This is a genomic window from Haloarcula sediminis (assembly GCF_035656455.1).
In the GTDB taxonomy this organism is placed as follows: Archaea; Halobacteriota; Halobacteria; order Halobacteriales; family Haloarculaceae; genus Haloarcula; species Haloarcula sediminis.
Genome location: NZ_JAYMGA010000005.1, coordinates 22,565 through 49,244, shown reverse-complemented (window position 1 = coordinate 49,244; position 26,680 = coordinate 22,565). Strand labels below are relative to the sequence as shown.

Annotated in this window: 32 protein-coding genes; 21 read left to right on the top strand and 11 right to left on the bottom strand. The window is 68.1% G+C overall.

The features are described 5' to 3' along the window. The first annotated feature begins 44 nt into the window (after positions 1–44). On the top strand, positions 45–803 hold the full coding sequence (locus VJ162_RS09265) for a response regulator (RefSeq protein ID WP_324663825.1): 759 nt from the start codon (positions 45–47) through the stop codon (positions 801–803). Here VJ162_RS09265 and VJ162_RS09260 read toward each other — a convergent pair. The 3 genes from VJ162_RS09260 to VJ162_RS09250 are packed head-to-tail and all read right to left on the bottom strand — an operon-like array spanning position 790 to position 3,459. Further along, entirely contained in the window at positions 790–1,347 is a 558-nt protein-coding gene (locus tag VJ162_RS09260) for a hypothetical protein (RefSeq protein WP_324663824.1), read from the bottom strand. The genes VJ162_RS09265 and VJ162_RS09260 overlap by 14 nt on opposite strands. Beyond that, entirely contained in the window at positions 1,348–2,688 is a 1,341-nt protein-coding gene (locus tag VJ162_RS09255) for an NRAMP family divalent metal transporter (RefSeq protein WP_324663823.1), read from the bottom strand. After that, positions 2,689–3,459: a phytanoyl-CoA dioxygenase family protein gene (locus VJ162_RS09250; protein ID WP_324663822.1), complete on the bottom strand. Its 771-nt coding sequence runs from the start codon at positions 3,457–3,459 to the stop codon at positions 2,689–2,691. Between the two features lie 126 nt (positions 3,460–3,585). Here VJ162_RS09250 and VJ162_RS09245 point away from each other — a divergent pair, with 126 nt between their 5' ends. The 10 genes from VJ162_RS09245 (at position 3,586) to VJ162_RS09200 (ending at position 12,032) form a co-directional block, all read left to right on the top strand. Next, complete coding sequence (locus VJ162_RS09245; protein WP_324663821.1) at positions 3,586–3,966, top strand: translation initiation factor IF-5A; 381 nt, start codon at positions 3,586–3,588, stop codon at positions 3,964–3,966. Continuing rightward, positions 3,966–4,769, top strand: a complete 804-nt coding sequence (gene speB, locus VJ162_RS09240) for an agmatinase (RefSeq protein ID WP_324663820.1) — start codon at positions 3,966–3,968, stop codon at positions 4,767–4,769. Before VJ162_RS09245 ends, speB begins: the two co-directional genes overlap by 1 nt. Positions 4,770–4,843: 74 nt before the next feature. After that, entirely contained in the window at positions 4,844–5,509 is a 666-nt protein-coding gene (locus tag VJ162_RS09235) for a hypothetical protein (protein ID WP_324663819.1), read from the top strand. Between the two features lie 40 nt (positions 5,510–5,549). Continuing rightward, positions 5,550–6,146: a tRNA (pseudouridine(54)-N(1))-methyltransferase TrmY gene (trmY, locus tag VJ162_RS09230; RefSeq protein ID WP_324663818.1), complete on the top strand. Its 597-nt coding sequence runs from the start codon at positions 5,550–5,552 to the stop codon at positions 6,144–6,146. A gap of 172 nt (positions 6,147–6,318) precedes the next feature. After that, positions 6,319–8,367, top strand: coding sequence for a hypothetical protein (locus VJ162_RS09225; RefSeq protein ID WP_324664245.1), 2,049 nt, complete (start codon positions 6,319–6,321; stop codon positions 8,365–8,367). A 129-nt stretch (positions 8,368–8,496) separates the two neighbouring features. After that, positions 8,497–9,042: an NUDIX hydrolase gene (locus tag VJ162_RS09220; protein ID WP_324663817.1), complete on the top strand. Its 546-nt coding sequence runs from the start codon at positions 8,497–8,499 to the stop codon at positions 9,040–9,042. Positions 9,043–9,084: 42 nt separating this feature from the next. Continuing rightward, positions 9,085–9,360 carry a hypothetical protein gene (locus tag VJ162_RS09215; protein WP_324663816.1) on the top strand — a complete coding sequence of 92 codons (276 nt, stop codon included), beginning with the start codon at positions 9,085–9,087 and terminating at the stop codon, positions 9,358–9,360. Then, complete coding sequence (locus tag VJ162_RS09210) at positions 9,357–9,806, top strand: type II toxin-antitoxin system VapC family toxin (protein ID WP_324663815.1); 450 nt, start codon at positions 9,357–9,359, stop codon at positions 9,804–9,806. The genes VJ162_RS09215 and VJ162_RS09210 overlap by 4 nt, the downstream gene beginning before the upstream one ends. A 25-nt stretch (positions 9,807–9,831) precedes the next feature. Then, positions 9,832–11,304 (top strand): tRNA guanosine(15) transglycosylase TgtA, encoded by a 1,473-nt coding sequence (gene tgtA, locus VJ162_RS09205; RefSeq protein WP_324663813.1) that lies wholly within the window; start codon positions 9,832–9,834, stop codon positions 11,302–11,304. 113 nt (positions 11,305–11,417) lie between these two features. Continuing rightward, positions 11,418–12,032, top strand: coding sequence for a class I SAM-dependent methyltransferase (locus VJ162_RS09200; protein ID WP_324663812.1), 615 nt, complete (start codon positions 11,418–11,420; stop codon positions 12,030–12,032). 5 nt (positions 12,033–12,037) lie between these two features. Here VJ162_RS09200 and VJ162_RS09195 read toward each other — a convergent pair whose 3' ends face one another. After that, positions 12,038–12,295 (bottom strand): hypothetical protein, encoded by a 258-nt coding sequence (locus VJ162_RS09195; protein WP_324663811.1) that lies wholly within the window; start codon positions 12,293–12,295, stop codon positions 12,038–12,040. Positions 12,296–12,417: 122 nt separating this feature from the next. Here VJ162_RS09195 and VJ162_RS09190 point away from each other — a divergent pair, with 122 nt between their 5' ends. The 6 genes from VJ162_RS09190 to VJ162_RS09165 all read left to right on the top strand — a co-directional run bounded on the left by VJ162_RS09190 (position 12,418) and on the right by VJ162_RS09165 (position 17,169). Continuing rightward, positions 12,418–12,636 (top strand): zinc ribbon domain-containing protein, encoded by a 219-nt coding sequence (locus VJ162_RS09190; protein WP_324663810.1) that lies wholly within the window; start codon positions 12,418–12,420, stop codon positions 12,634–12,636. After that, on the top strand, positions 12,636–12,788 hold the full coding sequence (locus VJ162_RS09185; RefSeq protein WP_324663809.1) for a hypothetical protein: 153 nt from the start codon (positions 12,636–12,638) through the stop codon (positions 12,786–12,788). Before VJ162_RS09190 ends, VJ162_RS09185 begins: the two co-directional genes overlap by 1 nt. A gap of 79 nt (positions 12,789–12,867) precedes the next feature. Continuing rightward, positions 12,868–14,655, top strand: a complete 1,788-nt coding sequence (gene arcS, locus VJ162_RS09180; RefSeq protein ID WP_324663808.1) for an archaeosine synthase subunit alpha — start codon at positions 12,868–12,870, stop codon at positions 14,653–14,655. A gap of 46 nt (positions 14,656–14,701) precedes the next feature. Beyond that, positions 14,702–15,628, top strand: coding sequence for a GIDE domain-containing protein (locus VJ162_RS09175; RefSeq protein ID WP_324663807.1), 927 nt, complete (start codon positions 14,702–14,704; stop codon positions 15,626–15,628). Between the two features lie 40 nt (positions 15,629–15,668). Next, positions 15,669–16,079, top strand: a complete 411-nt coding sequence (locus VJ162_RS09170) for a VanZ family protein (protein WP_324663806.1) — start codon at positions 15,669–15,671, stop codon at positions 16,077–16,079. Positions 16,080–16,092: 13 nt separating this feature from the next. Beyond that, positions 16,093–17,169 (top strand): archaeosine biosynthesis radical SAM protein RaSEA, encoded by a 1,077-nt coding sequence (locus tag VJ162_RS09165; protein ID WP_324663805.1) that lies wholly within the window; start codon positions 16,093–16,095, stop codon positions 17,167–17,169. A gap of 37 nt (positions 17,170–17,206) precedes the next feature. On the opposite strand, the gene VJ162_RS09160 is transcribed toward VJ162_RS09165, so the two are convergent. The 5 genes from VJ162_RS09160 to VJ162_RS09140 all read right to left on the bottom strand — a co-directional run bounded on the left by VJ162_RS09160 (position 17,207) and on the right by VJ162_RS09140 (position 20,241). Continuing rightward, complete coding sequence (locus tag VJ162_RS09160) at positions 17,207–17,506, bottom strand: hypothetical protein (protein WP_324663804.1); 300 nt, start codon at positions 17,504–17,506, stop codon at positions 17,207–17,209. Positions 17,507–17,734: 228 nt separating this feature from the next. Further along, positions 17,735–18,412 (bottom strand): phosphoribosylformylglycinamidine synthase I, encoded by a 678-nt coding sequence (gene purQ, locus VJ162_RS09155; protein WP_324663803.1) that lies wholly within the window; start codon positions 18,410–18,412, stop codon positions 17,735–17,737. Further along, positions 18,409–18,663 (bottom strand): phosphoribosylformylglycinamidine synthase subunit PurS, encoded by a 255-nt coding sequence (purS, locus tag VJ162_RS09150; RefSeq protein WP_324663802.1) that lies wholly within the window; start codon positions 18,661–18,663, stop codon positions 18,409–18,411. The genes purQ and purS overlap by 4 nt, the downstream gene beginning before the upstream one ends. Before the next feature lie 38 nt (positions 18,664–18,701). Then, entirely contained in the window at positions 18,702–19,358 is a 657-nt protein-coding gene (locus VJ162_RS09145) for a DUF7504 family protein (protein ID WP_324663801.1), read from the bottom strand. 1 nt (position 19,359) lies between these two features. Further along, on the bottom strand, positions 19,360–20,241 hold the full coding sequence (locus tag VJ162_RS09140; protein ID WP_324663800.1) for a GAF domain-containing protein: 882 nt from the start codon (positions 20,239–20,241) through the stop codon (positions 19,360–19,362). Between the two features lie 118 nt (positions 20,242–20,359). Between VJ162_RS09140 and VJ162_RS09135 the strand changes: the two genes are divergently transcribed. Continuing rightward, positions 20,360–21,334, top strand: coding sequence for a formyltetrahydrofolate deformylase (locus VJ162_RS09135; protein ID WP_324663799.1), 975 nt, complete (start codon positions 20,360–20,362; stop codon positions 21,332–21,334). Between the two features lie 272 nt (positions 21,335–21,606). Next, positions 21,607–21,825, top strand: a complete 219-nt coding sequence (locus VJ162_RS09130; protein WP_324663798.1) for a DUF1328 domain-containing protein — start codon at positions 21,607–21,609, stop codon at positions 21,823–21,825. 32 nt (positions 21,826–21,857) lie between these two features. Here VJ162_RS09130 and VJ162_RS09125 read toward each other — a convergent pair whose 3' ends face one another. Both VJ162_RS09125 and VJ162_RS09120 read right to left on the bottom strand, forming a co-directional pair. Next, a complete protein-coding gene (locus tag VJ162_RS09125) occupies positions 21,858–22,892 on the bottom strand; it encodes a phosphoribosylaminoimidazolesuccinocarboxamide synthase (protein WP_324663797.1) in 1,035 nt (344 codons plus the stop codon). A gap of 145 nt (positions 22,893–23,037) precedes the next feature. After that, positions 23,038–23,913 (bottom strand): NAD+ synthase, encoded by an 876-nt coding sequence (locus VJ162_RS09120; RefSeq protein ID WP_324663796.1) that lies wholly within the window; start codon positions 23,911–23,913, stop codon positions 23,038–23,040. Positions 23,914–24,166: 253 nt separating this feature from the next. On the opposite strand from VJ162_RS09120, the gene VJ162_RS09115 reads away from it, so the two are divergent. Next, entirely contained in the window at positions 24,167–25,177 is a 1,011-nt protein-coding gene (locus tag VJ162_RS09115) for a sodium:calcium antiporter (protein ID WP_324663795.1), read from the top strand. 102 nt (positions 25,178–25,279) lie between these two features. Beyond that, positions 25,280–26,617: a 7,8-didemethyl-8-hydroxy-5-deazariboflavin synthase subunit CofH gene (cofH, locus tag VJ162_RS09110; RefSeq protein WP_324663794.1), complete on the top strand. Its 1,338-nt coding sequence runs from the start codon at positions 25,280–25,282 to the stop codon at positions 26,615–26,617. The last annotated feature ends 63 nt before the right edge of the window (positions 26,618–26,680 follow it).

The window sequence follows — 26,680 nt, the reverse complement described above, 5'->3', positions numbered from 1 at the left end:
CGAGCGAACCGTTTATCCGTCCACTCGATAACGTCCGACCAAGCATGGCCGCCAGCGCTGATGAGTCCGTTCGGGTGCTCCACGTCGACGACAGTCCCGGACTGGGCGATCTGGTCCAACACCACCTCGAAGCCGATGCGAGCGGTCTCCGCTGTCAGGTCACGACCGAGACGGCCCCCGATGACGCGCTGAGTCGTATCCGGGAGTCGGAAACGGCGTTTGACTGTGTCATCACCGATTACCGGATGCCCGAGATGAACGGTATCGAACTGGTCGAGGCGATCCGGGAGACCGAGCCGACGCTGCCGGTACTGCTGTTTTCCAGTGAGGAGGCCGACAGCGTCGCCGCGGAGATAATCAGTGCCGGCCTCTCGGACTACCTCCAGAAGGGACACGGGACCGAACCGTACACGATGCTCATCCGGCGCGTCGAACACGCCGTCCACTCTGAGGGGCAGTTCGATACGGCAGTCGAGACCGAACTGGACGGCGTCGGCGTCATCGGTCCCGACGAGCGCTTCGAACGGGTCGACGAGCTGTACGCCTCCTTCTACGACTACGAACCGGACGAGATCGTCGGCAAACACTGGACGGAGCTCCACCCGGAGAGCGAGGTCGACCACGTCAGGTCGAACGTGTTACCCGTGGTTCGGGAAGGCGGTACGTGGGAGGGTCGCAGCGAGGGGCTGCGCGCCGACGGGGACACGTTCACCGAGTCGAAGCTGGTGACTGCGCTCGACGACGACCGACTGCTCATCGCCGTCTCCGACATCGACCAGTCGGAGCCGGTCAGCGACACCTGAGTTCGACCACGCGGTCGGCCCACGCCCGGAGCCGCTCTAGGGCCTGTAGCTCGTTTCTCGACACCGGATTGTCGACGCCCAGCTCGTCACTCTCGAAGGCGTTTACGACGCTACAGTCGGCCCGGTCGCAGTAACCGGTCAGCCGCTCGGTCAGCGTCCGCTCGCTCTGGAGCGCGATGGTGGCGTCGTTGACGAACACAGCCTGGGGCTCGGCCGGCGCGGCGTCGAGTCGGTCGGCAGCCGCCGCGGCGTTGGCCCTTGCCAGCGCGAGCGCCTCGGCGTCGCCCGTCCCCTCGGCCCGCGGCGCGTGTGCGTCGACGACGCCGTGATAGACCCTGTCGGGCACCGTCGTGAACTGCGTGAGCGGCCCGCCCAGTATCTCGCCGTCGCGCTCGACGGTCGGCGCGAAATCGAGGACGACACAGCCGTCGGGCCCGTGTGCGTCGACCCAGCGGTCGAGCGCTTTCGCCGTCAGTCGGGTCTTGCCGGCGTTTGACGGACCCACGACGAGCGTGGCCCCGTCGAGCGGAACGGACGGCGGCATTCAGTCGGCGGCGACCGCCGGCTCGCTGTCCTCGGCCAGCCAGTTCCGCGCCGCCAGTCCAACCAGACCGACCATCGCCGCGCCAAGCACGGCGGCAAAGGCCAGGATAGCCAGCGAGACGGGGTCGGTGACGCCGCCCGACGCCACGCGCTGGAGCCACTGGCCCGCGACCACGGTACTGACGCCGATAAGCAGGAGGCCGCCGACGTTCTCGACGGTCGAACTCGTCTGTGGGACGGCGGTCGGGTCGTTCAGCAGGTAAAGCACCAGCGCCAGCACGAACGGCGTGCCGACGAAGCCGATGGCCAGAGCCTGGACGAGCAGCCCGAAGACGGCGCCGGGGATGAACACGCCCAGCGCGCTGAGGAGGGCGAAGACGGCCACGGTAGCCTGATATCGGGAGTCTGCGGTGTCCTGTTCCCATCCCATCTTGTCGGCGACGAGATACGGCGGGACGACGGTGTTGGCACCCAGCGTCGTCACGGCCGCACCCCACAGCCCCAGCAGGAACAGCCACTTGGCGTTGCTCCCGGCGAGAGGGCCAAGCGCGTTCGCGGCGCCGACGACGCCGAGGCTCGGGTCCGAGAGCACCGAGGCGGCGACGAGGAAGATGGCCAGGCTGGCGATGCCGAAGGCGACGAGCATCGAGGCGCCGATGTCGAAGCGAGCGAGTGCGCTGTCGTCGGTCGTCCAGCCCCGCGCTCGCATCGTGTAGGACTGCATCGTCACCAGTGCGATGTGGACCGCGCCGCCGAGGATGCCGGCCGCCAGCAGCGCGCCCTCGACGCCGGCCGGGATGGACGGGACCAGTCCCGTCGCGGCCGCACCGACGTCGATGGGGACGACAAACAGCGACGCGACAAACAGCAGGACGACAAGCGAGACGAGCACTTTGGCGCCACGCTCGGCGTAGCGGTAGCCGCCGCCGGCCAGGCCGACCGCGAGGACGACGCTCCAGGTGACCGCCCAGACGACGGGGCTCTGGCCGGTGACCTCGGCCGAAACTCCGGCCAGGGTCTTCATGATGACCAGCTGTGCGAGCCCCGCCGCGATGACGGCGTCGACCACCAGCAGCCACGCCCACGACGAGCCGAGGTTGTCCTCGACGGCGGAGACGATGCCGGACTCGGTCAGCAGACCCAGCCGCATCGCGAGATACTGTGCGGCCGCGCCCATCACCGCCGAGAGGACGACCACCCACAGCAGGGTGTAGCCGTAGCCCGCTCCCGCAGTCACGAGCGCGCCGATGGTCGCCGGCCCGGTGGCGATGGCGCCGGCGAGCCACGTCGGGCCCATGTTCCGTAGCTTCCCGACCAGTCCGCCCGCGTCACTCGTCGCCATCTACACACACCCCGGGAAGGTCTCGCCGCTGACGTGGTAGCTGTCGACCCACTCGGGCGGGTCCGGGTCGGTAAAGCGCGAGCGGTTGCGCATGTAGGCGGCGATGTAGGCCCGGCGCCAGTCGTCGGTCTCGTTGGGTGCGGTGTAGTGGGGCAACAGGCAGTGCTGAAAGAGCACGTCACCGGGCTCCATCGGCAGGGCGACGGCGTCGTCCGGCCCGTAGTCGCCTTCGGCGATGGTGATGTCGGTGTCGTACTCGATGGCTTCGTGACCGAGGAGCCCGTCCCTGTGGGCGCCGGGGACGACCTGCATACAGCCGTTCTCGGTCGTGGCCTGGTCGAGCGCCATCCACACCGTGACGTGGTCCATCGGGTGGATGGGGTAGTAGGCGGCGTCCTGGTGGTACTTCTTCTCGCTGCCGACCCGCGGCGGCTTGAGCATGGCGGCGCTCCGGAGCAGGGAGAGGTTCGGGCCCTGGAGCTGCCTGACGACGTCGAGGACGTTCTCGTCGGCCACGAGGTCGGCGAAGACGTCGTCCTCGCGGACCATTCCGATCCCCTCGAACTTCCGGACCGGGTCGGCGTCGCCGAGCGCGTCTCCGGCGGCGTCGGGTTCGAGCATCCGTTCGAACTCCGTTTCTTCGCGGTCGTTCCGGACGTAGGACTCGATGCGGTCGGTCACCGCTTCGACGACGGCGCCGTCGAGACAATCCTCGACGACGACGTAGCCGTCGCGCTGGTACTGTTCGAACTGCGCGTCGGAGAGAGCCATACCACTGACTACTACCTGCTGGTAATAAGACGTTCGACTCCGTCGGTACCTGCCACCGCGCCGGTAGATTCCGTCGGCGCCCCCGATTCCAAACCGTTTATACTACAACACGGGTTAAACGGCCGTATGGCTCGACAGCAGACGGAAGTCCGAGAACTCGACGAAGGAAGCTACGTGATGATAGAGGATACGCCGTGTAAGATCGACTCCTACAGCACGGCCAAGCCGGGCAAACACGGCAGCGCGAAGGCCCGCATCGACGCCCGCGGCGTCTTCGACAGCAAGAAGCGCTCGCTCTCCCAGCCCGTCGACGCGAAGATATGGGTCCCCATCGTCAACCGAAAGCAGGGGCAGGTCGTCTCGACCGACGGCGGCGACGCGCAGGTGATGGACCTGGAGACCTACGACACGTTCACCATGCTGATGCCCGACGACGTTGACCTCGAACCCGACGACGAGATAGAGTACCTCGAATACGAGGACCAGCGCAAGATCACACGCTCGTAATGACGTTTCCCGGCGCGGTGGCCGACCGCGAGGGGGCGGCCTACGCTCTCGTGGGGGCGCCACTGGACGCCTCGACCTCGTTCCGTCCGGGCGCCCGCTTTGGCCCGCGCCGCGTTCGTGAGTTCGGCGAACAGTTCGACGATTACGACCACCACACCGGGCGACACTTCACCGACCTCGGTGTGTACGACCACGGCGATATCGGCCCCACGGCCGACACCGCCGAATACCTCACGTTCTTGGAGAGTGCCATCGGCGAGTTCGCCGGCGACGACAGCGTCCCGCTTCTCATCGGCGGCGAACACACCGTCACCGTCGCCGCCGTCCGCGCGCTGGCGCCGGACGTGTTCGTCTGTACCGACGCCCATCTGGATCTCCGGGAGTCCTACGCCGGCGACGACCTCTCACACGCTACGGTGACCCACCACGCGCTCGCGGTCGCCGACCGCGCGGTCGTCCTGGGCGCCCGCACCGGCAGCGAGGCCGAGTGGGAGCGCGCAAGCGAGAGCGACGTGACCGTCGTTCCTCCCGAGGACGTGGCCGACTGGACGCCCGACTTCGGCGACGAGCAGGCCTACCTCTCGGTGGATATCGACGCCGCCGACCCCGGCTTCGCGCCGGGCACGGGCACGCCGGAACCGTTTGGACTCGAACCCCGCGAACTCCGGGACGTGGCTCGGGATGTCGCCCCCCACGCCGTCGGCTTCGACGTCGTGGAGGTCAACGACCGCGACGACGGTCAGGCCGCGACGCTGGCCGCGAAGCTGTTGCGGGCCTTCGTCTTCGCTCACGCGGACGGCTGAGACGGACCGGGGAAGTGATAGCCGGACGCGACGACCCCGGTGGGCTTAATATCCGACGGTCGACACCGACCCGTATGGACCGACTGGCCTCGTGTTACTTCTGTGGGGACGCCTTCGACGCCTCGCTCTCCGAATACCCCGTCGTCCCGAAGGGCCTCCAGCCGCCCGAGGACGGCCCGACGGTCGTGCTCTGTGGGGACTGCCGGCGCAAACTGGGTGCCGTCGTCGAGGAGGTGGTGGCGGCGACGGGGGACGGTTCGCCGGCCGACGACGCGACGGCCGGCGGGTTGAGCGAGACCGAGACGACCGGGACGCCGGCGACCAACGGCGCCGAGCCGGCTGACTCGTCCCGCGACCCGCTCCGCGACGACGGGACCGACGACGAGCCGACCACCGAGGCCGACGAGTGGGAGTCCCCGACGCGCGACACCGCGGACGAGGCGGCCTCGACTGCGCCCGCCCACGACGACGCGCCAGCGAACTCCACATCGGATGGTGCGACTGACGACGATGAGGCCGACGCGACCGACCAGACGGAGCCGACGCTGACGAAACTGGAGTACAACAAGGTGATGCGGCTGCTGAAGAACCGCCCGTTCCCGGTCGACAAGGCCGAGATACGCGAGGTGGCCACGAGCGCCTACGACATCGACCCGGCGGAGTTCGACGCCGTCATCGAGGCCGCCGTCTCCAGGGACCTCATCGCCGTCGAGGACGGCCAGTTCGTCGACCCGGAGTGAGCTTCGACAGGGCTAACCCGGCCCGGCGACAGGGGGCGGTATGAGACAGTTCGTCGTTATCGGTCACGACGCGCCCACCACGCCGGAGTTCTCGCTTGACGACCTCGCCGGGGCCGCCGGCCGGCTGGACGTGCTCTGTCGGTGTGTCACCAGTGCCTTCTTTCTCTCCCACGCCATCCGCGAGGCCGTCCGCGTCCACCTCGTGCTGGCCGACGAGTACACCGTTACCTTCGAGGGTAGCGACCTCCGCCGGCTCAATCCCGACGAGCGCTCGACGGCCGCGCTGGTCCGCAACGCGCTCGAAGAGCGCGAGGAGGCCATCGGCCACGTCCCGGTCGAGACCTCGCCGGGGGTCTCGTTGACCCGGCGCGGGTTCGCGCCGACGCTCGAAGACGTGGCCCGCGACGGCACCATCGTCCAGCTCCACGAGGACGGCGACCCAGCCGCCGACATCGAACCGCCGGCCGACCCCGTGTTCGTCCTCTCGGACCACCACGACTTCGGTGCCGAGGAGACCGCACACATCGAGACCCACGCCGACCGGCGGCTCTCGCTGGGCCCGGAGCCGCTGCATGCGGACCACGCAATCACGGTCGCGCACAACTACCTCGACACGGACGGGTTCGAGCGGTACTGAACGCGGGTGGGGCGCTCGATACGCCGGCTGCCAGAACACCTTTGTCCCGCGATGGCGTCCCTGTGGTATAATGCAGCTGTATCGCCCGGTCGATGGCCGTGCCGGACACAGTGAGCGAGATATCCGAGGGGGCCGGTAACGCGTGGCCGAGCCGACGCTGAACCGGCGCGCGATGCTTGGCACGCTCACCACTGCCGGCACCGCTTCGCTGGCAGGCTGTCCGGTGTTCTCGTCGGGTCAGGACGGGACGCCGACGACGCTCGACGCCGAGCGGTCGCGTCGGCTCGCCACACAGTTCGCGCCGACGGTGTACTTCGACGAGAACGAGCCGTGGTTCCCGACGGACCCCCGGCCCTACACCAGCCAGCGGGACGGCGAGACCATCGTCACGGGGTTCGACGCGCTCGATGGCTACCACGAGCGGTTCACCGGCGACCAGCCGCCGGAGCCGACGGTGTTCTACAACGCCGTGGAGTACCAGGAGTCGCCGCTGGCGGTCGTCCAGTTCTGGTTTTACTCCGCCTTCGACCAGTTCACCACCAACTTCCACTGGCACGACTGGGAGGTGTTGCACGTCTTCGTCGACACCGAGACCGACGAGCCACAGCTCTACGTCGCCAGCTCGCACTCCCGGAAGGTGCCCAACAACGAGTTCCTCGACCCGGACCCGGAGACGGTGCCGCGAATCCTCTCGGAGCTTGGCTCACACTCCAGTGCGCTGTCGCTCAACGACGCCGAAGACGAGTTCGAGCGCGTCTCTGAGGGCGGTGGGCTGGCCGACATCACCAACAGCGCCATCGAGACGATAGAGGACATCGCGGCGATTCCGTTCGCCTACGGCCTGCCCCGCGACGAGGGCTCTAGACTCCCCTATCTCGTCCCCGAGTACGAGGGCACGCCGCTGTATGACCATCCCGACCTGCCGGCCGTCGAGCGGTCTGACCTCGTTCCTCAGGCGCTGACGGTGCGCTCGCTCGAAACACTCTCCGGCTCGCTGTCGGCGCTCCCGGACCGCGCGACGGGGCTGGTGTTCGACCACGCCGAGCGCGAGAGCGACGCCGACATCGGGTACGAGCTGGCCCCGACGGCCGAGATAGAGCACATCACCGACTTCACCGGCCCGCAGCTGAGCTTCGAGTTCGCCGTGCCGGAGTTCGGAGAGGACGCCGTCTCGGGGCACATCTCGACGACGGGCGCGCCGTGGGGCCAGTCCCGGTACGCGAACCCGGCGGCGGATATCTCAGAGCCCAACCACCGCTCGGCGCTGGCCGACCGCTACGACGCCATCGGCGACGCGGCCGCGATAAACACCGTCGTCGCCAGCGTCTCGGAGGCCGTCTCCAGCGCCGACGCGCCCGAGGACGAGGGCGTGACAACGCAGGGCTCCGAGTTCGAGGCCGTCGCGCTACTGGAGAGCGACCCCGAGGCGGTCCCGACCTTCGGCGGGGTCGCCGCCGTCAGGGACGTCCCCGCGGGCGACCACCGGCTGACGGTCAACCGGGCCGGCGCGGCGCCACACAGCGAGTCGGTGTCTGTCGCCGACGACGGGAGCCCCACGGCGGCCGGCGTCGACGGCGAGATACCGCTCGTCGCCCGCGAGAACGCCCGCAAAGTCGAGATAGACCCCGAAGACGCCGACAGCGAGCTGACCCGCTTTGCTGTCGAGGACGACTTCGGCGGTCGGCTGTACGACGCGCCGCTTGACGGCCCCGACGCGGCCTACGTCCACGGGGGCGGCGCCTACACCACGGAGGTCAGGGACACCGACGACGCAGTCGGGGCCGACCGCGTCAACCCCGACCCCGACAGCGACGAGCCGGTCCGTCTCGGAGCGCCAAACACCGGCAAGGCGTCGCTCGCGTCGTTCGTCGTGGACATCGCGGCGGAGACTCAGGCGGAGGTGGCCGCGATTCAGGACGGCGATTCCGACGACGACGACGATGACGACAGCGGCGGGCGTGAGAACTCCATCGGCGGGCTCGCACGGGCGCTCGGTGCCGTCGTCGACGCGGCCGAACGGGCCGCTCAGCGAGCCGAGGACGGCGACCGCAGGAACGCGGACCGGCAGCTAGAGACCGTCGCCGCCCGTCTCGAACGGGTCAGCACGAAGATAGGCGAGGCCAGCGACGACATGCCGGACCCGCTGTCGGCGGCCGCCCGGAAGCGCCTCGACCAGGCGACGCGGCGAACCCGACAGGCCCGCGACCAGTCGAAGCTCTGATCGTAATTCTCGTAGGTTATCTCCGGAGAGCACCGACGCCAGGGGTCGGCGCGTACCGGCACATCGCTACAAGTATCACTATGAGCACGGGACGACAATCAGTTTACTCCTGGGACCACAGGGGCCGATATGTCCGATGACCTCGCGTGGGAGACGCTCGATACGGCTATCGCCTACAGCTGTCCGGGCTTCGACATCGTCCACGAGGACGTACAGCTGCCCGACGGTACCGAGACCGACTTCGACTTCCTCCGGGAGGGCGACAGCGTCGTCGTCCTGCCGCTGACCCCCGAGGGCGAGGTGGTCGTCATCGAGGAGTGGCGTCAGGCAGTAAAGCGGGTCAACCGCGCGCTGCCCGCGGGGAGCGTGGAGGACAGCGACGACGAGTCGCGGGCGGCCGTCGCCCGCGAACTCCGCGAGGAGACCGGCTACGAGGCCCGTACTGTGAAACATCTCTACACCGCCGAGCCCGCGAACGGCTACGCTGACTCCGTGTTCCACTACTTCCTCGCGACGGGCTGTGAACCGACCGCCCAGCAGGACCTCGACTTCAACGAGTCCATCCGCGTGGAGACGGCGGCGTTTGAGGACCTGCTCGAATCGGTCCGGACGGGCGAGTTGCGGGACGGCCGCTCCGCCGTTGGCATCATGTACTACGCGCTGTTTGAGCGGTGAGCGGACGAACGTTTATTGAGTAACGGACGGTACCTAGTAACTATGACGACGGCGGTCAAAGTCGACGACGAGGCGAAAGCTCGCCTCGAAGAGCTACAGGCCGAGATACGGCTGGAGGCCGGGAAGAAAGTCACACAGCAGGAACTCCTTTCGCGGCTCATCGACGACGCGTATCAGTCGCGGCAAGACGTGGTCGATTCGTTCAGAGAGTCGACCGTGCCCGCGTCCGAGGAGGAGATTGACGCGTTTCTCGATGGCACCTTCGACTCGGGTGTCGAGACTGACGAAGAAGACATCGACGACATCCTCTACGGATGACGGTCGTCGTCGACTCCGGGGTATTCTATGCGCAAGCGGACCGAGGTGCAGGCCGACACGATACCGCAGTGACGGCAGTATCGACCATACTCCGGGGCGAACACGGGCAGCCGTACGTCACGGATTACATCTACGACGAAACGGTGACGCTAACGCTGACGCGGACCGACAGCCACGCCGAAGCGATGCGAGTCGGCCGCCGACTCCGTGGTGACGGTGACTTTCCCGAACTGTTCCAGCTTCGGAATCTCTCGAACGCAGTTTTCGAGGCTGCCGTCGACATCTTCGAACGCTACGACGACCAGCAGTTGAGCTTCACCGACGCGACCACAGTCGCGTTTACTGAAACACACGACATCGACACCGTCCTGAGCTTCGACGATGACTTCGACGGGCTCGTCGACCGCACCGACCCTGGCGACCTGGCGCGGGAACACAACCCTTAGGCGCGCCCCCCGCCGACACCGTGCAATGACGAACTTCGAGGTCCGCCAGTACGACGCCGCGGGCCGGCTGGGCGAACTGGAAGTGCCACGCGCCGGCGTCACCGTCGAGACGCCGACGATTCTCCCCGTGGTCAATCCCCACGTCCAGACGGTCGACCCCGCCGACCTGGCGTCCGAGTTCGGCGCCGAGATTCTCATCACGAACAGCTACATCCTGCATGGCTCCGACGAACTGCGCGAGCCGGCCTTAGAGCGGGGCCTGCACGACCTGCTCGATTTCGACGGGGCCATCATGACCGACTCCGGCTCCTTTCAACTCGCCGAATACGGCGATATCGACGTGACCACGGAGGAGATACTCCAGTTCCAGCAGGACATCGGGAGCGACATCGGGACGCCGGTCGACATCCCGACGCCGCCCGACGTCGACCGCGAGCGGGCCGAATCGGAACTCGAAACCACGCAGGACCGCCTGGAGCGAGCCGCGGCCGCCGACACCGGCGAGATGCTCGTCTCCGCGCCGGTCCAGGGCTCTACGTACCCCGACCTGCGCGAGCGAGCCGCCAGCCACGCCACGACCACCGGGCTGGACGTGTTCCCGCTTGGCGCCGTCGTCCCCCTGATGAACGAGTACCGCTACTCGGACCTCGCCGACGTTGTCGCGGCCTGCAAGCGCGGGCTGGGCGAGGTGGGGCCGGTCCATCTGTTCGGTGCGGGCCACCCGATGATGTTCGCGATGGCCGCCGCCCTGGGCTGTGACCTGTTCGACTCGGCGGCCTACGCCCTGTACGCCCGCGACGACCGCTATCTCACGGTGCGGGGGACCGAGCTGCTTGATGACCTCGGCTACTTCCCCTGTCACTGTCCGGTCTGTACCGACCACACGCCCGCGGAGCTACGGAGTATGGACGACGACGCCCGACAGGACCTGCTGGCCCGTCACAACCTCCACGTCACCTACGGCGAGATCCGGACTGTCCGACAGGCCATCCGCTCGGGGAACCTGCTGGAACTCGTAGACTCGCGGGCCCGCGGGCACCCGACGATGCTCGACGGCTACCGCACGCTGCTTGACCACGCCGGGCAACTGGAGCGGACCGACCCCGTCTCGAAGGACGCCTTCTTCTACACCTCGCGCGAGAGCGCCCGCCGACCCGAGGTGCTGCGCCACCAGGAGCGCCTGGGCCGCTTCGACCTCGACGCCGACGAGGTGTTGCTGACCGAGGGCGGCTCGAACGACCGCTACGACGAGACGTGGGGCGTCCTGCCGCCCTTCGGCCCCTATCCTCGGGAACTCGCCGACACCTACCCGCTGACGGCGGAGGTCCCCGACCGGACCGACCGCGCGGCCTGCGAGGCCGCCGCCGACGGCGTCGCGCGGCTGGTCGAACTCCACCCCGAAGTGTCGTTCACGCTGGTCCACGACGACTGGCCCGCGACGGCGCTGGACCGGGTGCCCGACTCGGTCCGGCTCCGGGACCTCCACGCCCGGGAGTGAGCGAAACCCGCGAGTTCGTCGACTTGATTGGGGGCGCCGCCGCCTCGCCGGAGTGTCGCCGCCATCGCCCGGCGAGCCGCGGCGTTCTTGAGCCCCGGCGGTCAACACGTCCCATGAAGAAATCCATCGACGAACACGCCGACCGGTTCTCCGAACACGCCGCCGACTACGACGAGAGCCAGGACTCGCCGGAGTACCGCGCCTGCGTCGACCTCGTCGTCGGCCACGCCGCCCCCGGGGCCGACGACGTGGTGCTCGATATCGGGACCGGGACGGGCGCCATCGCGCTCAGCGTCGCCGACGACGCCGGGCGCGTCATCGGCCGGGACATCAGCGAGGGGATGCTCGAACGGGCCCGCGAGAAGGCCACCAACCGGGACGCCGAGGCCGTCGAGTTCGGCGAGGGGCGCTTTCGCGAGCCGCAGGTGCCCGATGACACCGCTGTCGACATCGTCACCTCGAACTTCGCGATGCACCACCTGAGCGACGGCGAAAAGCGCGAGGCCATCGACACGCTCGCCGCGCTTGACCCGCGCCGCATCGTGCTCGGGGACGTGATGTTCTTCGGCGAGCCGAATCCCGAGGACCCGTTCTACAGCCCCGAGGTCGACGACCCGGCGACGGTGGGCGTCCTCGCCGACGCCTTCACCGACGCCGGCTACGGGCTGACGGCGGTCGAGATGGTCTCGGAGCAAGTGGGCGTCCTCGTCGCCGAGCCTCTGGACTGACCGGCCTACGACTCGGGCTCTTCCAGTCGGCTCCCGTCCCGGGGACAGTAGTCGTAAGCCTCGGAGGTGGCCTGAAACCCACAGTGGGGACACTCCTGACGGATAGTCGGGCCGTCGTTGCCGCCGAAGCCGCGAAAGAGGAAGGGGACGAACGGCAGGAACAGGAAGACCAGCAGCGTGTCGAAGTACAACCACAGCGCCGCCGAGAGGAGCAGGCTCACGAGCAGGCCGGCGGCCGCCGTCAGGGTGCGTGACCCGACCATACTCGTCTGTCGCCGCTCGATGGCGAAAAACACCGCGATGTGGCACCCGTCTCTCGACGCCGCGTGAGACGCCTTTCCACACCACGATTAGTTTTAACAGTCAGTGAACGGAACCGTCGAGTATGGTCCCCGACCCCGACGATTCGCGTGGCTGCCCCAAGTGCGGACACACGGAGACAGATGTCGGTGAGATCGCGACGACCGGCGGCGGCCTCTCGAAGATGTTCGACATCCAGACGAACAGCTTCAAAGTGGTCAGCTGTGCCAACTGCGGGTACTCGGAGCTCTACCGCGACCGGAGCGCCGGGAGCAGCGACATCGTCGACGTCTTCCTCGGCTGATGGCGGCGGTCAGCGCCCCGGTCGCGGTCGTCGTGGCTCTGTTCGCGGTCGGCGCGCCGCTGGTGCTGTACGCGCTGGTGCGAGCCGAACACGACCAGCGCGAGCGGATGGACCGGGCGGACGCCGAGCGGGCGGCACGCCGGGACAGGTAGGCGACGCCGAGGGCGACCGCGAGGCTGTGGCGGCCCGTCAAAGGCAAGATAGTTGGTCGCCCGCGGCCGACCCCAACGCATGACCGACTACTTCGAGGTCCACGAGCGCGACGGGGCCGCCCGGATCGGCGAGTTGCGCCTCGCCGAGTCCGTGCCGACGCCCGCCCTGGTCGACGACGTGGACACAGACACGCCGGGGGCGGTCCACACCGTCCTCGACGACGCCGGGGGCCGCTGGCCGGCCGAGCCGGACACCCCCGAGGGTGACGACTCGGCGGTGACGATTCTCCCGCACCGCGGCCTCCCCGCGGGCACGCCCGACGAGGTGGCCGAGGCCTTCGCCGACGACTACCCCGATGTCGACTTTCCCAGCGGGGCCGTCGTCTCGCCGAAAACTGCCGGCGACCATCCCGCCGACCTCTCGGTGGTCTCCGGCGCGACGGGGTACGTCGGCCACGGCTCGGCCTTCGTCGACGCCGTGACGACGGTGAAAGAGGCCGTCCCGGCCGACACCGCGCTGTACCTCCCGGGCGTCGCCACGCCACGGAACGTCGCGACGCTGGTCTATGCCGGCGTCGACCTCGTGGACCCGCATCGAGCGGTGATTCGGGGCACCGAGGGCCGGTATCTCACAACGGACGAGGCGTACTTCCTGGAGGACCTCGACGAGCTCCCGTGTGCCTGTCCCGCCTGCCAGCAGCCCCGTAGTTCCTTCGACCGAAGCGACTGTGCCGAACACAACGTCCACGCGCTCGCGGCCGAACTGTCGCGGGTTCGTCGGCGAATCCGGGACGGACGGCTGCGGGACTACGTCGAGGGCCAGGCTCGACAGGACAACTGGCTCACCGCCACCGTCCGCCTCCTCGACCAGCGCTACGGCTACGTCGAGCAGCGCGCCCCACTGATTCGCCGAGCGGAACTGACCGCCACGACGGAGGACGCCATCCGCCGGGTGGAGATACAGCGCTTCGCCCAGCGGGTGACCGAACGCTACACGCCCCGCTTCGACGATCGGCCGCTCGTGTTGGTCCCCTGCTCGGCTCGCAAGCCCTACAGCGACTCCCAGAGCCACAAGCAGTACCACGACGCCATCCAGTGGCGGGCCCACGTCGTCTCGATGACCTCGCCCATCGGCGTCGTGCCCCAGGAGCTTGAACTCACGTATCCCGCCCAGCACTACGACTCGGTGGTGACGGGCAACTGGTCGGCAAACGAGATAGAGTTCGTGTCTCGGGTCCTGAAACGGTATCTCGAAGGCGCCGATTACCCCGAAATAATCGCGCACGTCCCCGGGGAGGGGTATCGGGACATCTGTGAGCGCGTCGCCGACTCGCTGGGCCGTGAGTTCACCTACACCGTCCGGGACCACCCGACGACGGCGGACTCGCTTGGCAACCTCGCGGCGGAACTGGAGGGGTGGGACACCTACCAGAAGTCCGCCCGGGAACACCGGACCATCAAAGCCATCGCGGACTACCAGTTCGGCGCCGGGGCCGGCGACGAGCTGTTCCCCGACATCGGCACGCAGGGCCGGTACCCGCAGCTGCGGGCCGACGACGCCGACGGCGAACAGCTCGCCGCGCTCGCCCAGCAGTACGGCGTCCTCTCCCTGACGACGGCGGGCGCCCGCCGCTGGGTCGACAGCGACGTACCGACGAAGACCGTCGAAATCGAGCCGTTCGTCCCCCACGGCTCCGTGCTGGCACCGGGTATCGTCGACGCCAGCGACGACATCCGCGTCGGCGACGAGGTCGTGGTGCAGGGCGACGCCGCCTTCGGCGTCGGCCGCGCACAGATGCACGGCGCCGAGATGCAGTCGTCGTCGCGGGGCATCGCCGTCCAGATGCGCCACACCGAGGAGCTGTAACCCGCTCGCGAAGCGCTTTTTCCACGGGGGCGCCACAGTCCGGCCGATGGTGGCGCCGCTTTTCCTCTATCTCGCGTTCGTCGCGGCGGTCGGCGTCGCGCTGTTTGCCGGCGTCGTCTACTATCAGGGCGACGCCGCAGCGACGAACAGGCTCTCACAGCACGGGCTGACACCGGCGCGGTCCGCCGCCGCAGTCGCGGTGGCCCTGACCGTCACGGCTGTCCTCCATCTCCTCGCCGGCCCCGAAGCGGTAGCGGCGTGGACCGCCGGCCGCCGGGCTGTGCTTCGGGTCGGTGTCTGGGTCGTCGCTCTCGTGGCCGGCTGTGAGGGGATTGCTGGCGCCGTCGGCCTCGCGCGGCGCTGGCGACGGCTACGGGCGGACGCCACGACCGGCCGAATCGGGAGCAGGGTGGCCGTCTCGGGACGCGTGACCGCGACCGCCACCTCGCCCGCACCGGTCACTGGACGGGAAGCCGTCTGCTGGTCGTGGACGGTAGCCGTGGTCGGTCCCGGACGCCGACGCCCGGACCCCGACGAGGGGATGTTCACCGTCTGCGGCGGGACCGGGGGCCACCGCTTCCGCGTGGCCGACGAGGGCGGCCCGGTCTGGGTCGACGTCGAGGACGCGACGATGGACCTCGCCCGCGAACGCACGCGCTCGCTTGAGGGCCACTCGTTCGGACCGGTCGGTGCCCCCGCTCCCGACGTCGAGCGCGACTACGGCGACCGACCGCGCCGGTACACGGAATCCGTGCTGGAACCGGGCGCCCACGCCGCTGTCATCGGGACGGTGGTCGGACGGGACGAGGGCCGTCCGGTCGTTGGTGACGGGGCTCACGTCGCCGCGGGGTCCGCCCGGACCGTCGGAACCCGGTATCGCCGCCGCGCCGCGCTGTACGCGACCGGCGGGCTCGTCGTCGCCACCGTCGGCTGTGTCGGTCTGGCGTGGACCCTCGGTCTCGCGGGGCCGTAGCGGTCGGGGGGCTTATCTCCGGGCCGCCCGTTCCGTCGGTATGTCCCCACCGGTGGTGACCCGTCGGACGCTGCCCGCCGTCGGGTTCGCCCTGCTGGTGCTCGTCGTCTCGCTGCTGCCCGCTCCCGAGACCGGTGGACCCCCGCTCCCGGCCCCACTCGGCGTCGCCGTCGACAAGTGGGTTCACGCGGGGAGCTACGCCGTCCTCGCCGGCCTGCTCGCGTGGGCCCGGGGGAGCCGTGACACGGTCGTCGTGGCCGCGCTGGTCGGCCTCGCCGTCGCATACGGCTGCGGTATCGAACTGCTGCAGACGCTCGTCCCCTCGCGCTCGTTCAGCGGGGCCGACGCGGTGGCGAACGCGGTCGGTGCCGCTGGCGGCGGGGCCGTCTGGCTTGCTGTGGCGGCGCGAGTCGACGCGCTCACCGAGCGCAGAGGCTTTACGCGCCCGTGAGCAAGGCCGCGTAATGAGTAAACCCAGTCCCGACGTGTACGAGCAGGGCAAGGGGATGGACGCCCACAACGCGGTGATGCGTGAGGTCCGCTCGCGCAACGACTCCACCTACGACCCCCGCGAACCTACCCGCGTCTGGCTCGACGAGGACAACACGCCCGACGGCGTCTACCAGAGCCTGACCATCATCTTAAACACCGGCGGCTGCCGGTGGGCCCGCGCCGGCGGCTGTACGATGTGTGGGTACGTCGCAGAGTCCGTCGAGGGCGGCAGCGTCGCCCACGAGGACCTGATGGCCCAGATTCGGCACTGTCTCGACCACGAAGACGAGAACGCCGAGGAGCCCTCGGGACTCATCAAGATATACACCTCCGGGAGCTTCCTCGACGAGCGGGAGGTGCCCGCGGAGACGCGGCAGGCCATCGCCGACACCTTCGCCGACCGCGACCGCATCGTCGTCGAGTCCCTGCCCGACTTCGTCGAGGACGAGCGTGTCAGTGACTTCGTCGACGCCGGCCTGGAGACGGACGTGGCCGTCGGGCTGGAGACCGCCACGGACAGGGTGCGCCACGACTGCGTGAACAAGTACTTCGACTTCGCGGACTTTGAGGCCGCCTGCGCGGAAGCCAGAGACGCGGGGGCCGGCGTCAAGGCCTACCTGCTGATGAAACCGCCCTTCCTCACGGAGTCGGAGGCCGTCGAGGACATGAAATCGTCGGTGCGACGCTGCGCGGCCGTCGAGGGCTGTCACACCGTCTCGATGAACCCCTGTAACGTCCAGCGCTACACGATGGTCGAGGAGCTCTACCACGACGGCGGCTACCGGCCGCCGTGGCTCTGGTCGGTCGCCGAGGTGCTCGAAGACACCGCCGACGAGGACGTCATCGTCGTCTCGGACCCCGTGGGACACGGCTCCGACAGGGGGCCCCACAACTGCGGTGAGTGTGACGACCGCGTCCAGCGCGCCATCAAGGACTTCGACCTGCGCCAGGACCCGAGCGTCTTCGAGCAGGTCGACTGCGAGTGCGAGGCGACCTACGAGGCCGTCCGAGAGCGGGAACACAGCTACGCGCTGCCGCTGGCACGGTAGGTTCGCGACCGGCGTTACCGACGGGCTGGCCGGCCGTTTACAGCGACTCCGTCGGCTCGTGGTTCTCCTGCATCCGCTCGACCTCCGCCGCGTAGCGGTCGCGGGTCTCGGCGTCGTCCACGTGGCCGAGGTTGTCGGGGTCGACCGCTATCGAGACCGGCGTCTCGCGGTGGTCGCCGGTGAAAGAGGTCAGGGCCCGCTCCTTGCGGAAATCCCGGTGACCGTCCGGCGTGGCGTAGGTGAGGATAATCAGGTTCTGCTCGTCGTCGCCGTAGGTCCGCTCGACGAGCCAGACGCGGACGGACTCCCCGGTGGCTGCTGTCCCGTCACTGTTCATACGTCAGCTACGCGCCGGGACAAAAAGAGTGTGGTGACTGTTCTCACTGCGTGGGGCGACCAGTTTCACTTTCACTCCGGTAGGCTGGCGTTTTTACCAACCGGCGTCCTATCGATGCATAGGGGCCGCGGACCATGTCACACGCTCCACTGGCCCCATCCTATCCCTTTGGACGAACCACACAGCGACAGCTGGGCAGTTCCTATCTCGTGAAAACGGCGTGTGTCGTCAGTCGGCGAACCCGGTAAGCACCGGCTGGCCGTCGGTCCGGCCCAGGTCTTCGAGCGAGGCCCGCTCGGGGTGGGGCATCATGACGGCGACGTGGTCGGACTCGCCGGTGACGCCGGCGACGGCGTGTTTCGAGCCGTTGGGGTTGGCCTCGGGCGAGACCTCGCCCTCGGCGTCGCAGTACTTGAAGAGGATGCGACCCTCCGCTTCCAGCTCGTCGAGGCGGTCGTCGGGGATCTCGTAGCGGCCCTCGCCGTGGGCGATGGGGAGCTCGATGACCTCGCCGTCCTCGTACTGGCTGGTCCAGGGCGTGTCGGCGTTCTCGACGCGCAGGTGGACGTGCTCACACTGGAAGCGGGCGCTCTCGTTCGTGGTGAAGGCGCCGGGAGTGAGCGACGACTCACAGCCGATCTGGGCGCCGTTGCAGACGCCGAGCACCGGGGTCCCGTCGGCGGCGGCCTCGCGGACCTCGTCCATGATCGGCGAGCGGGCGGCCATCGCACCGGCCCGGAGGTAGTCGCCATAGGAGAACCCGCCGGGGAGCATGATACCGGTGGTGTCCGCGGGCAGGCCGTCCTCGTGCCAGACGAGTTCCGCGTCGAGGCCCATCGATTCAAGCGCCTGGACCGAGTCGCGGTCGCAGTTCGAGCCGCCGAACTGGATGACGGCGATTGTCATTCGGCCTGGTCGACCTCCACGGTGTAGTCGTGGATGGTCGGGTTCGCCAGCAGCCGTTCGGCCATCTCCTCGGCGCGGTCGGCGGCCGAGTCGGCGTCCTCGGCCTCCAGGTCCAGTTCGAACACGTCGGCCGAACGCAGGTCGTCCAGTTCGAACCCGAGGCGTTCGAGTGAGTGCTGTGTGGTCTCGGCCTCGGGGTCGAGCACCCCGTGTTTCAGCCGGACCGTGACGGTGGCGGTAAAGGCGGTCATTACTGAGCACCGGGTGGGCGGCGGAGAAAACGCTTGTGTTATTCCAGCGCGGGGACGGCCGTCCACTCGCCGGGCTGGTCGGGGAGCCCCTTCACGCGGAGTTCGACGGCGTCCTCGCGCTTGCGGATGTCGACTCGGCCGTCGAACGGCTGGGCAATGCTGGTGACGACCTGCTCCTCGTGGGCCGACGGGTCGATGGCACAGATACCCAGCCCGTCGGCAGTCCGGATGCGTGATGTGACTGTGTTGATAAACCGAAAGACCGGCCGGATGTCCTCGCTGTACACCAAAAGCGGCGTCAGCGTGTAGATGCCCGTCCGCACCGTGTCGTAGCCCCGCGCGTACACCTGCTCGTACTGGCCCGAGTACTCGATACCGATGCCCGTCAGGTCGCCCGGGGACCCGACCGAGGAGACGAAGTCGCCCAGTTCGTCGTCCCGTTCCTGTGTGCAACTGACGACCCGGACTCGCTCGCGGTCGACCCGTCCACCCACGTCCTCGAACGCCCCGAGCACCTTGCGGGCGCTGGTGTCGGCGGTGATGATGACCACGCCGTCCTCGCCGAGCAGGAGCCGGAGCAACAGCTCGCGGGCGCCTTCGAGGGCGGGGCCGGTCAGCAGCAGGTTCGTCCCCGCCTCGACGCTGGAGAGCGGGAGGTCCGGAAACTCATAGCGGGGGCCGTGTCGCGCTGCCACGTCATGACCCCCCTGTACCCAGCCGACGGCGAAGCCGTAGTTGCTCCTCGACCTCGTCGGCAAACCGCCTGAGGTCGTCGCGTTCGGCTCGCGTGTACGACCGGGGTTCGCCGTGGATACAACAGACCGCCCCCAGGGCGTTGCCGTCCTCGTCGGTGATGCGCGCGCCGGCGTAGGACCTGATGTCGAGCTCTTCGAGGCGGTCGACGGCGGCAAAGCGTGGGTCTTCCTGGACGTTCTCGACGACCATCACGTCGTCCGTGAGGATGGTGTGGGTACAGATGGTGTCCTCGCGGGAGAGCGTCCGCCAGTTTGCCCCCTCACAGGCGACAAAGCGCTCCTCGCTGGCACCGACCAGCCCGACGAAGGCCACGTCGATGTCGAAGTGGGCGGTTATCAGCGCCGTCAGGCGCTCGAAGGTGTCTAGCGCGGCCAGTTCGTCGACGTCGTAGCTTTCGAGGGCAGCCAGCCGCTCCGTCTCGTTTTCCGGGATGGGGTAGGCCGCCTGCGTCACTTCGGTCGCGGCGGCCCTGACCACGTCGACGAGGCGGTCGTGGGCCCCGGGGACCGTCCGGGGGACGTACTCGACGACCTGGTCGCGCCCGCCTCTGGGCAGGTCGGCCGGCGGTTCGTCGGTAAAGAGCACACACGCACAGTCGGGGTACCGGTCACGGACCAGCGCGACCACGTCGAACACGCCCCCGTCGGACAGCGCCGCCGTCGTCACGACACAGCCGACGCTGTCGTCCATGGCGGCTTCGGCGGCCCCGACGGAGTCACACGGTCGGACCTCGAAGCCGGCGGTTTCCAACGCCTCGACCGTCGCCGTTCGCGTCCCTTCGTCGGCGTCGACACAGACGACGGCGGGCAACTCGTCTCTCACGTGGGCGCGTATTCACTGGAACGACAAAGCTATACCGCCCGCGTAAAACGAAGCCTTTTGCATCGCGCCCGTCGAACCCCAGAGCAATGACTGCAGAGATCGCACGGAGGTATCGACTGTGAGACACGCACTGACCGAGATTACGGTCGTCGGCGAAGACGACACGGGGCTCATCGCGGAAGTCACGTCGCTGCTGTTCGAGCGCGGCATCAACATCGAGGACCTAGACCAGGCGGTCCGGGAGGGCGTCTTCCGGATGACGATGCACGTCGACACCGCCGATATGGTGACGACGGAGGAGAAACTCCGGGAGGACCTGGCCGAACTTGGCGACGAACTCGGCGTCGACACGCAGGTCCGGTTCCCCGCCGACCGCGAGACCCAGTCCATCGCCGTCCTCGTGACCAAGGAGTCACACTGTCTGGAGGCGCTGTTCGAGGCCTGGGCCAACGGGGACCTCGGCGCGGACATCGAGGTCGTCATCGGCAACCACGACGACCTCGAACCGCTCGCCCAGAAGTACGACGTCCCGTTCCACGACATCGGCGACGAGAAGGGCACCCCCGACGAGGAGCGGCTGCTCGAACTGCTCGCCGAGTACGACGCTGACCTCATCGCGCTGGCCCGGTACATGCGCATCCTCTCGCCGGACGTCGTCTTCCGCTACGAGAGCCGCATCATCAACGTCCACCCGAGCCTCCTCCCGGCGTTCCCGGGGGCCTCGGCGTACATGCAGGCCATCGAGGAGGGGGTCCGCATCGCCGGCGTCACGGCCCACTACGTGACGACCGACTTGGACCAGGGGCCGATAATCACACAGCGGGCGTTCAACGTCCCCGACGACGCCACCGAGGAGGAGCTACAGAAGCTCGGCCAGCCACTCGAAGCCGAGGCGCTCATCGAGGCCATCAAGCTCCACCTCAACGACGAGGTGACGGTCCATCGGGGCCGGACGAAGCTCCGGGACCCCGAAAACACCGACGCCCAGCTCGGTGCCCCCGAGAACCTCGACGACGAGAATCCGGACCGCCCCATCGACGGGCTCGGCGAGTTCGTCGCCGACGACGAGCCGGAGGCCGAAGCGGATGATTAGGCCAGTGCGAACCGCTGTGTGGGTTCGCACACGTTAGCTTCGCTGCGGCCGATGACTAAGCCATAGAGGACCGCGCGTTAGCGCATAGCTCTCTTCATAACCGTTCTCACAGCAGCGGACGACTAGGCCACGCGAGGCGCTACAGGTGCCACGGACCGAGTGAGCGGTACGGCCCCGAGCCCTCGCCGTCCGGACACACGACACCGGTAAGCAGCCTATACCGCCCTGAACGACCGACGGAGGTAACAACGGCGGCGTATTAAATATCCGACATGTTGTCGATACAATCGGTCGCAACGGCAGGGACAGTCGGACAGTTCACCCCGCTCCAGTTCGGTGGTGACCTCCTCTGGCTCGCGGTCGTCTTCCTCGTGCTTGCCCTGGTCGCGGGCGTCCTCGGTGCCCGTGGTATCGCCGGCCTGAGTATGGATATCGCGAAGTGGCTGGTGATTATCTTCATCGTCCTCGCCGTGGTCTCGTTCCTGCTGTAGCCGGCCGGTCAGCCGCCGGTGTCCGGGTTTCGTTAGAGGTCCCGAACCGCGTCGACGGCCGCGTCGAGCGACGGCGCCTCGAAGACGTCGCCATCGACGTAGGCGTTCGTCCCGGCACAGTAGAGGTCCCGGGCAGCCCCGATGACGGCCTCGTCGAGCGGCGCCGGCGACTCCGCACAGAGAGATTTCCAGTCGGCGACGCCCTCGGCGGTGGCCCGCTCCTTTGCGGCGCTTACGGCCTCGACCCACGCCGGCTGGGTCCGCTTGTGGTACTGGCGGATGACCTCCTTCGAGACCTGCTGGCCGTCATAGGAGAAGCGGTTCTCGTCGAAGGTGCCGACCACGTCGGCCACCCGGATATCCCCGTCGTGGTAGAGACACTCTATTTTCCCGTCCTCGTGGACGAGGTCGGCCTCGGCGGCGGTCTCGGTGACGAGACGGTCGACGGCCAGGGCCAGCTCCTCCAGCCGGTCGAGGCTCGCCTTCCCCGCGATACGCTCGGCTTCCGCCCGGTCGAGATAGCGGTCCTGCTCCTCGTACTTCGTCGAGAACTCCACTATCGGGTCGTCCAGTTCGACGACGCGGTCGGGCCACGCGTCGTAGTCGAGGCCGTGGTCGGCGGGGTCGGTCCGGCTGCGAAGCGACGAGCCGGTCCCGACGCGGTTGCGGAAGACGATTTCGAGCGGAATCAGGTAGTTCTCGCTGGCCTCGTCGTGGTAGGCGTCGTAGTCGTACTCCCCGTCGCGCTCGGGCAGGTCCGGGACCTGGGTGAGCGAGATGACCATCTCCTCGGGCGGGGTCCCCGCCGCGAGGGCCGCCTCCAGGTCGCGTACCGGGCCGTCGGGTTCGGTTCGGACGCCCTCGTAGTGGGTCGGGACGCCGCTTTCCTCGAGCAGGCGGAAGTTGTACGCCCCCATCGTACACAGCGAGGCGCCCTTGTCCGGAATCTCGTCGGGCATTTTCCCCCAGTCGAACACCGAGTAGTCGTCCGTGAAGACAAACGAGCCGCGCCCGAGGTCGGTGGCGGTCGCCGGCTCGTCGACGCGGAACTCCTTGACGCTCGTCATTGGCGGCGCTTTGGGACGGGTGACAAAGACGTTTCTCATACCGTCACCAGCGAGACGCGCCTCCGGCGGGTTTCATACTGGTGGCTGTCCGTTCGTATAGATATTCGCGGTGGCAAATTGCGTCAGTTTGTTACAGCCACCAGCATCAGTCGTCGGCCGTCGGCTGCCGGGACCGCCCGTCGACGTCCGCTATCGGCGGCATGGCGCGTTTGTGTGCGGTCTCTTTGCACATCGTGACCAGCCGCTGGGCCGTCGACTCGTCGGTATCGAGCGTCTGCGCGGCGGCCTCGACCGAGTCGCCACGCTCTATGACCCGGTACAGCAGCGAGTCGATGACGTCGTAGGTCGCCCCGAGGTCGTCAGCGTCGGTCTGTCCCGGGTAGCGTCCGGTGGTGGGCTCTTTCTCGACGATGGGGTCGGGCAGCCCGAGGTGGTGGGCGAGCGTCCTGACCTCGGTCTTGTAGAGGTCACCCAGCGGGAACAGGTCGGCGGCGCCGTCGCCGTACTTGGTGACGTAGCCCAGTAACAGCTCCGAGCGGTTCGCCGTGCCGACGACCAGGCGATTCCGCCGGTTGGCGGCGTAGTACGCACAGCACATCCGGAGCCGGGCGACGGTGTTGTGTCGGGCGCGGTCCGGCGTCGGCGTCGGCCCCCGTGGCTCCTCGCCCGCCAGGTCCGGGGCGAGCTGCTGTTCGAACCCCTGCAACAGCGGCTGGAGGTGGGCTCGCTGGAACTCGATACCCAGGTGGTCGGCGACGACGCTGGCCTCCATCGTCGCCGAGGCGTCGGTCTTGTGACAGGGCAGCCCCAGACCGAGGACGCGCTCGGGACCGAGCGCCTGGACCGCAAGGGTCGCCGTCACCGTCGAGTCGAGGCCGCCGCTCATCGCGACGACGACGCCGTTGGCCCCGGCCGCGTCGACGCGTTCGCGTAGGAACGCGCGAACGGTCGAGCCGACCGCCGTCGCGTCCTCCCCGTCCTGAACGAACGGAGTCACGTGTTGCTGTCGTTTGTCGTTCATAATGGTGCGTACGTGTTCTTTCTCCGCTCAGATAAATCAGATGGCGACATATACGACTGTTCCTTAAACACATGAAATACACTGGCATACTGCTGCAGTAGGTATTAAAAAACCCAGCGCACACCCGACCGCAGGGCAGCGCTGCAGTCGGGTGTCCCCGTTTACTCGGCGCCCTACTGGGGTCGCACGAACGGTGTCTGAACGACTGGCGCCGATGGGAACCGCTTTACCTCGGGGCGTAGACGGCCCCACAATGGCGCTGCTTGTCGACGTGGGTATCATTCTCGCCGCGACGGTCGCCATCTGGAAGGGCAGCGACTGGCTGGAGGCGGCAAGCGAGCGGCTGGCGGCCTACTACGGACTGCCCGACGTGGTCCAGGGTGCCATCATCGTCGCCGTCGGTTCGTCGTTCCCGGAACTGGCGACGGTAGTCGTCGCGGCCGTCGGCGGGTCGATGCCCCTGGGCGTCGGTGCCATCGTCGGCTCGGCCATCTTCAACGTGCTCGTCATCCCGGCCGTCGCGGGCATCACGACCGACGAGGACATCGACGCCAACCGCACGCTGGTGTACAAGGAGGCCCAGTTCTACATGCTCGCGGTCTCGGTCTTGCTCATCACGTTCGCGCTTGCGGTCATCTACTACCCGGGCCCGGCGACGCTGTCGGGTATCGTCACCCGCCCGCTTTCGGTCATCCCGCTGGCCCTGTACGGGCTGTACGTCTTCATCCAGTACCAGGACACCGCCGACCACGAGAGCGACGCCGACGGAGCCGCGGGCATCGACGCCCGCCGCCAGTGGCTCTTCTTGCTTGCCGGACTGGCCGTCATCCTCGTCGCCGTCGAGAACCTCGTCCACTCCGTCGGAGTCATCGGCCGGACCTTCGGCTTCGAGGAGTTCCTGCTGGGCGTGACCGTCCTCGCGGCGGCGACGAGCCTGCCGGACACGCTCGTCAGCGTGCGCGCCGCCCGCGACGGCCGCGGCATCACCTCACTTGCGAACGTCCTCGGGTCGAACACGTTCGACCTGCTGGTGGCTATCCCGGTCGGGGTCCTCATCGCCGGCGCCTGGACCGTCGACTTCGCGATGGCGGTGCCGATGTTCGGTGTCCTCACCGGGGCGACCGTCCTCCTCTTTACCACGCTCCGGACGGACCTCGCGCTCTCGACGCCGGAGTCGTACACGCTGCTTGGGGCGTATGCCTTGTTTGTCGCCTGGGTCGTCGCCGAGACGGCCGGCCTTATCGGTGGGATTTTGCCGAACTGAGCCCGCTGTGTGAGTCCGCTCCTCGTTTTCGCGCTCGTTTACAGCCGCGGCCTGTGAGGGTGGAACCACACGTTTTTCTCGGTCGTCCCCCTCCTTCCGGTAATGTCGGACGCGACGCCACCGGCGGGCGAGTTTGAGTTCGCCCAGCAGCCGGTAACCGACCAGTCCTTCGAGAACGCGCTGGCGAAGGCCAGAGACGGCGACCGGCTGACGGTCGCCGACGGTGTCGAACTCATCACGACCGGCACCGACGTGGCCGGTATCCACCGCGGGCGCAAGGAGCTGGTGCTTGAGGCCGCCGACCGCCGGCGCGCCGAGGTGGTCGGCGAGGAGGTGACGTTCGTCGCGAACCTCAACAACAACGTCACGACGGCGTGTAACACGGGCTGTCTGTTCTGTAACTTCAAGGACCGCTCCGAGCAGTTCCGCAGCGACTACCAGCAGGAACACGGCGGCTTCACGAAGACGCCCGCGGAGTCCCGCGAGATAGTCGAGAACGCGCTGGACCGCGGTATCTACGAGGTGTGTTCGGTCTCGGGGTTACACCCCGCGCTCGCGCTGGACGACGAGCATCTCGAGATTCTCGAATCCAGCGACCGGGAGGACTTAAACTACCGGCCGGCGAGCGAGTACGACACCGACCCGGGGACTTACTGCGAGCAGATCCGGGCGATGGCTGTCGGCGGCGTCCACGTCCACTCCATGACGCCCGAGGAGGCCTACCACGCGCGCCGTGGGACCGACTGGTCTTACGAGGACGTGTTCGGACGGCTCAAGGACGCCGGCCTCGACACCATCCCCGGGACGGCCGCCGAGATTCTCGTCGACGAAGTCCGGGATGTCATCTGCCCGGGCAAGATTGACAGCGCCGAGTGGCTACGGGCGATGGAGGCCGCCGCCGCGGTCGGCCTGGGGATGACGGCGACTATCATGTACGGCCACGTCGAGAACGCTCGCCACCGCGTCGAACACCTCCGGAAGGTGCGGGCGCTACAGGACCGAACCGGCGCTATCACGGAGTTTGTCCCCCTCTCGTTCGTCCACGAGGAGACGCCGCTTGCCGACCGCGGGATGGTCAACGGTGGCGCAAGTGCCGACGAGGACGAGTTGATGATAGCCGTCTCCCGGCTCTTTCTCGACAACGTCGACCACATCCAGTCCTCGTGGGTGAAATACGGGGACGCGGGCGGGCTGAAGATGCTCACCTGCGGCGCCGACGACTTCATGGGGACCATCCTCTCCGAGGAGATAACCAAACGGGCCGGCGGCGACTACGGAGAGTTCCGCTCGGTGCGTGAGTACGCCGACATGATAACGGCTATCGGCCGCACGCCGGTCGAGCGGTCGACGGACTACGAACTCCGTCGCGTCGTCGACCCGGACGCGGACGTGCTGGGACCGACTCTCGGGCCGCGGGCCGACGGGACGCCGCTGCTGTAGTGACTGGGGCGCGGTCGCGACGGCTCACCGAAACAAAAGCCTCCCGGGAGAGCTGTCAGAGGC

Excerpts from the sequence above, each read along its gene's own strand:
- VJ162_RS09265 (WP_324663825.1), top strand. The coding sequence starts at position 45 with ATGGCCGCCAGCGCTGATGAGTCCGTTCGGGTGCTCCACGTCGACGAC.
- VJ162_RS09260 (WP_324663824.1), bottom strand. The coding sequence starts at position 1,347 with ATGCCGCCGTCCGTTCCGCTCGACGGGGCCACGCTCGTCGTGGGTCCG.
- VJ162_RS09255 (WP_324663823.1), bottom strand. The coding sequence starts at position 2,688 with ATGGCGACGAGTGACGCGGGCGGACTGGTCGGGAAGCTACGGAACATG.
- VJ162_RS09250 (WP_324663822.1), bottom strand. The coding sequence starts at position 3,459 with ATGGCTCTCTCCGACGCGCAGTTCGAACAGTACCAGCGCGACGGCTAC.
- VJ162_RS09245 (WP_324663821.1), top strand. The coding sequence starts at position 3,586 with ATGGCTCGACAGCAGACGGAAGTCCGAGAACTCGACGAAGGAAGCTAC.
- speB (WP_324663820.1), top strand. The coding sequence starts at position 3,966 with ATGACGTTTCCCGGCGCGGTGGCCGACCGCGAGGGGGCGGCCTACGCT.
- VJ162_RS09235 (WP_324663819.1), top strand. The coding sequence starts at position 4,844 with ATGGACCGACTGGCCTCGTGTTACTTCTGTGGGGACGCCTTCGACGCC.
- trmY (WP_324663818.1), top strand. The coding sequence starts at position 5,550 with ATGAGACAGTTCGTCGTTATCGGTCACGACGCGCCCACCACGCCGGAG.
- VJ162_RS09225 (WP_324664245.1), top strand. The coding sequence starts at position 6,319 with ATGCTTGGCACGCTCACCACTGCCGGCACCGCTTCGCTGGCAGGCTGT.
- VJ162_RS09220 (WP_324663817.1), top strand. The coding sequence starts at position 8,497 with ATGTCCGATGACCTCGCGTGGGAGACGCTCGATACGGCTATCGCCTAC.
- VJ162_RS09215 (WP_324663816.1), top strand. The coding sequence starts at position 9,085 with ATGACGACGGCGGTCAAAGTCGACGACGAGGCGAAAGCTCGCCTCGAA.
- VJ162_RS09210 (WP_324663815.1), top strand. The coding sequence starts at position 9,357 with ATGACGGTCGTCGTCGACTCCGGGGTATTCTATGCGCAAGCGGACCGA.
- tgtA (WP_324663813.1), top strand. The coding sequence starts at position 9,832 with ATGACGAACTTCGAGGTCCGCCAGTACGACGCCGCGGGCCGGCTGGGC.
- VJ162_RS09200 (WP_324663812.1), top strand. The coding sequence starts at position 11,418 with ATGAAGAAATCCATCGACGAACACGCCGACCGGTTCTCCGAACACGCC.
- VJ162_RS09195 (WP_324663811.1), bottom strand. The coding sequence starts at position 12,295 with ATGGTCGGGTCACGCACCCTGACGGCGGCCGCCGGCCTGCTCGTGAGC.
- VJ162_RS09190 (WP_324663810.1), top strand. The coding sequence starts at position 12,418 with ATGGTCCCCGACCCCGACGATTCGCGTGGCTGCCCCAAGTGCGGACAC.
- VJ162_RS09185 (WP_324663809.1), top strand. The coding sequence starts at position 12,636 with ATGGCGGCGGTCAGCGCCCCGGTCGCGGTCGTCGTGGCTCTGTTCGCG.
- arcS (WP_324663808.1), top strand. The coding sequence starts at position 12,868 with ATGACCGACTACTTCGAGGTCCACGAGCGCGACGGGGCCGCCCGGATC.
- VJ162_RS09175 (WP_324663807.1), top strand. The coding sequence starts at position 14,702 with ATGGTGGCGCCGCTTTTCCTCTATCTCGCGTTCGTCGCGGCGGTCGGC.
- VJ162_RS09170 (WP_324663806.1), top strand. The coding sequence starts at position 15,669 with ATGTCCCCACCGGTGGTGACCCGTCGGACGCTGCCCGCCGTCGGGTTC.
- VJ162_RS09165 (WP_324663805.1), top strand. The coding sequence starts at position 16,093 with ATGAGTAAACCCAGTCCCGACGTGTACGAGCAGGGCAAGGGGATGGAC.
- VJ162_RS09160 (WP_324663804.1), bottom strand. The coding sequence starts at position 17,506 with ATGAACAGTGACGGGACAGCAGCCACCGGGGAGTCCGTCCGCGTCTGG.
- purQ (WP_324663803.1), bottom strand. The coding sequence starts at position 18,412 with ATGACAATCGCCGTCATCCAGTTCGGCGGCTCGAACTGCGACCGCGAC.
- purS (WP_324663802.1), bottom strand. The coding sequence starts at position 18,663 with ATGACCGCCTTTACCGCCACCGTCACGGTCCGGCTGAAACACGGGGTG.
- VJ162_RS09130 (WP_324663798.1), top strand. The coding sequence starts at position 21,607 with ATGTTGTCGATACAATCGGTCGCAACGGCAGGGACAGTCGGACAGTTC.
- VJ162_RS09125 (WP_324663797.1), bottom strand. The coding sequence starts at position 22,892 with ATGACGAGCGTCAAGGAGTTCCGCGTCGACGAGCCGGCGACCGCCACC.
- VJ162_RS09120 (WP_324663796.1), bottom strand. The coding sequence starts at position 23,913 with ATGAACGACAAACGACAGCAACACGTGACTCCGTTCGTTCAGGACGGG.
- VJ162_RS09115 (WP_324663795.1), top strand. The coding sequence starts at position 24,167 with ATGGCGCTGCTTGTCGACGTGGGTATCATTCTCGCCGCGACGGTCGCC.
- cofH (WP_324663794.1), top strand. The coding sequence starts at position 25,280 with ATGTCGGACGCGACGCCACCGGCGGGCGAGTTTGAGTTCGCCCAGCAG.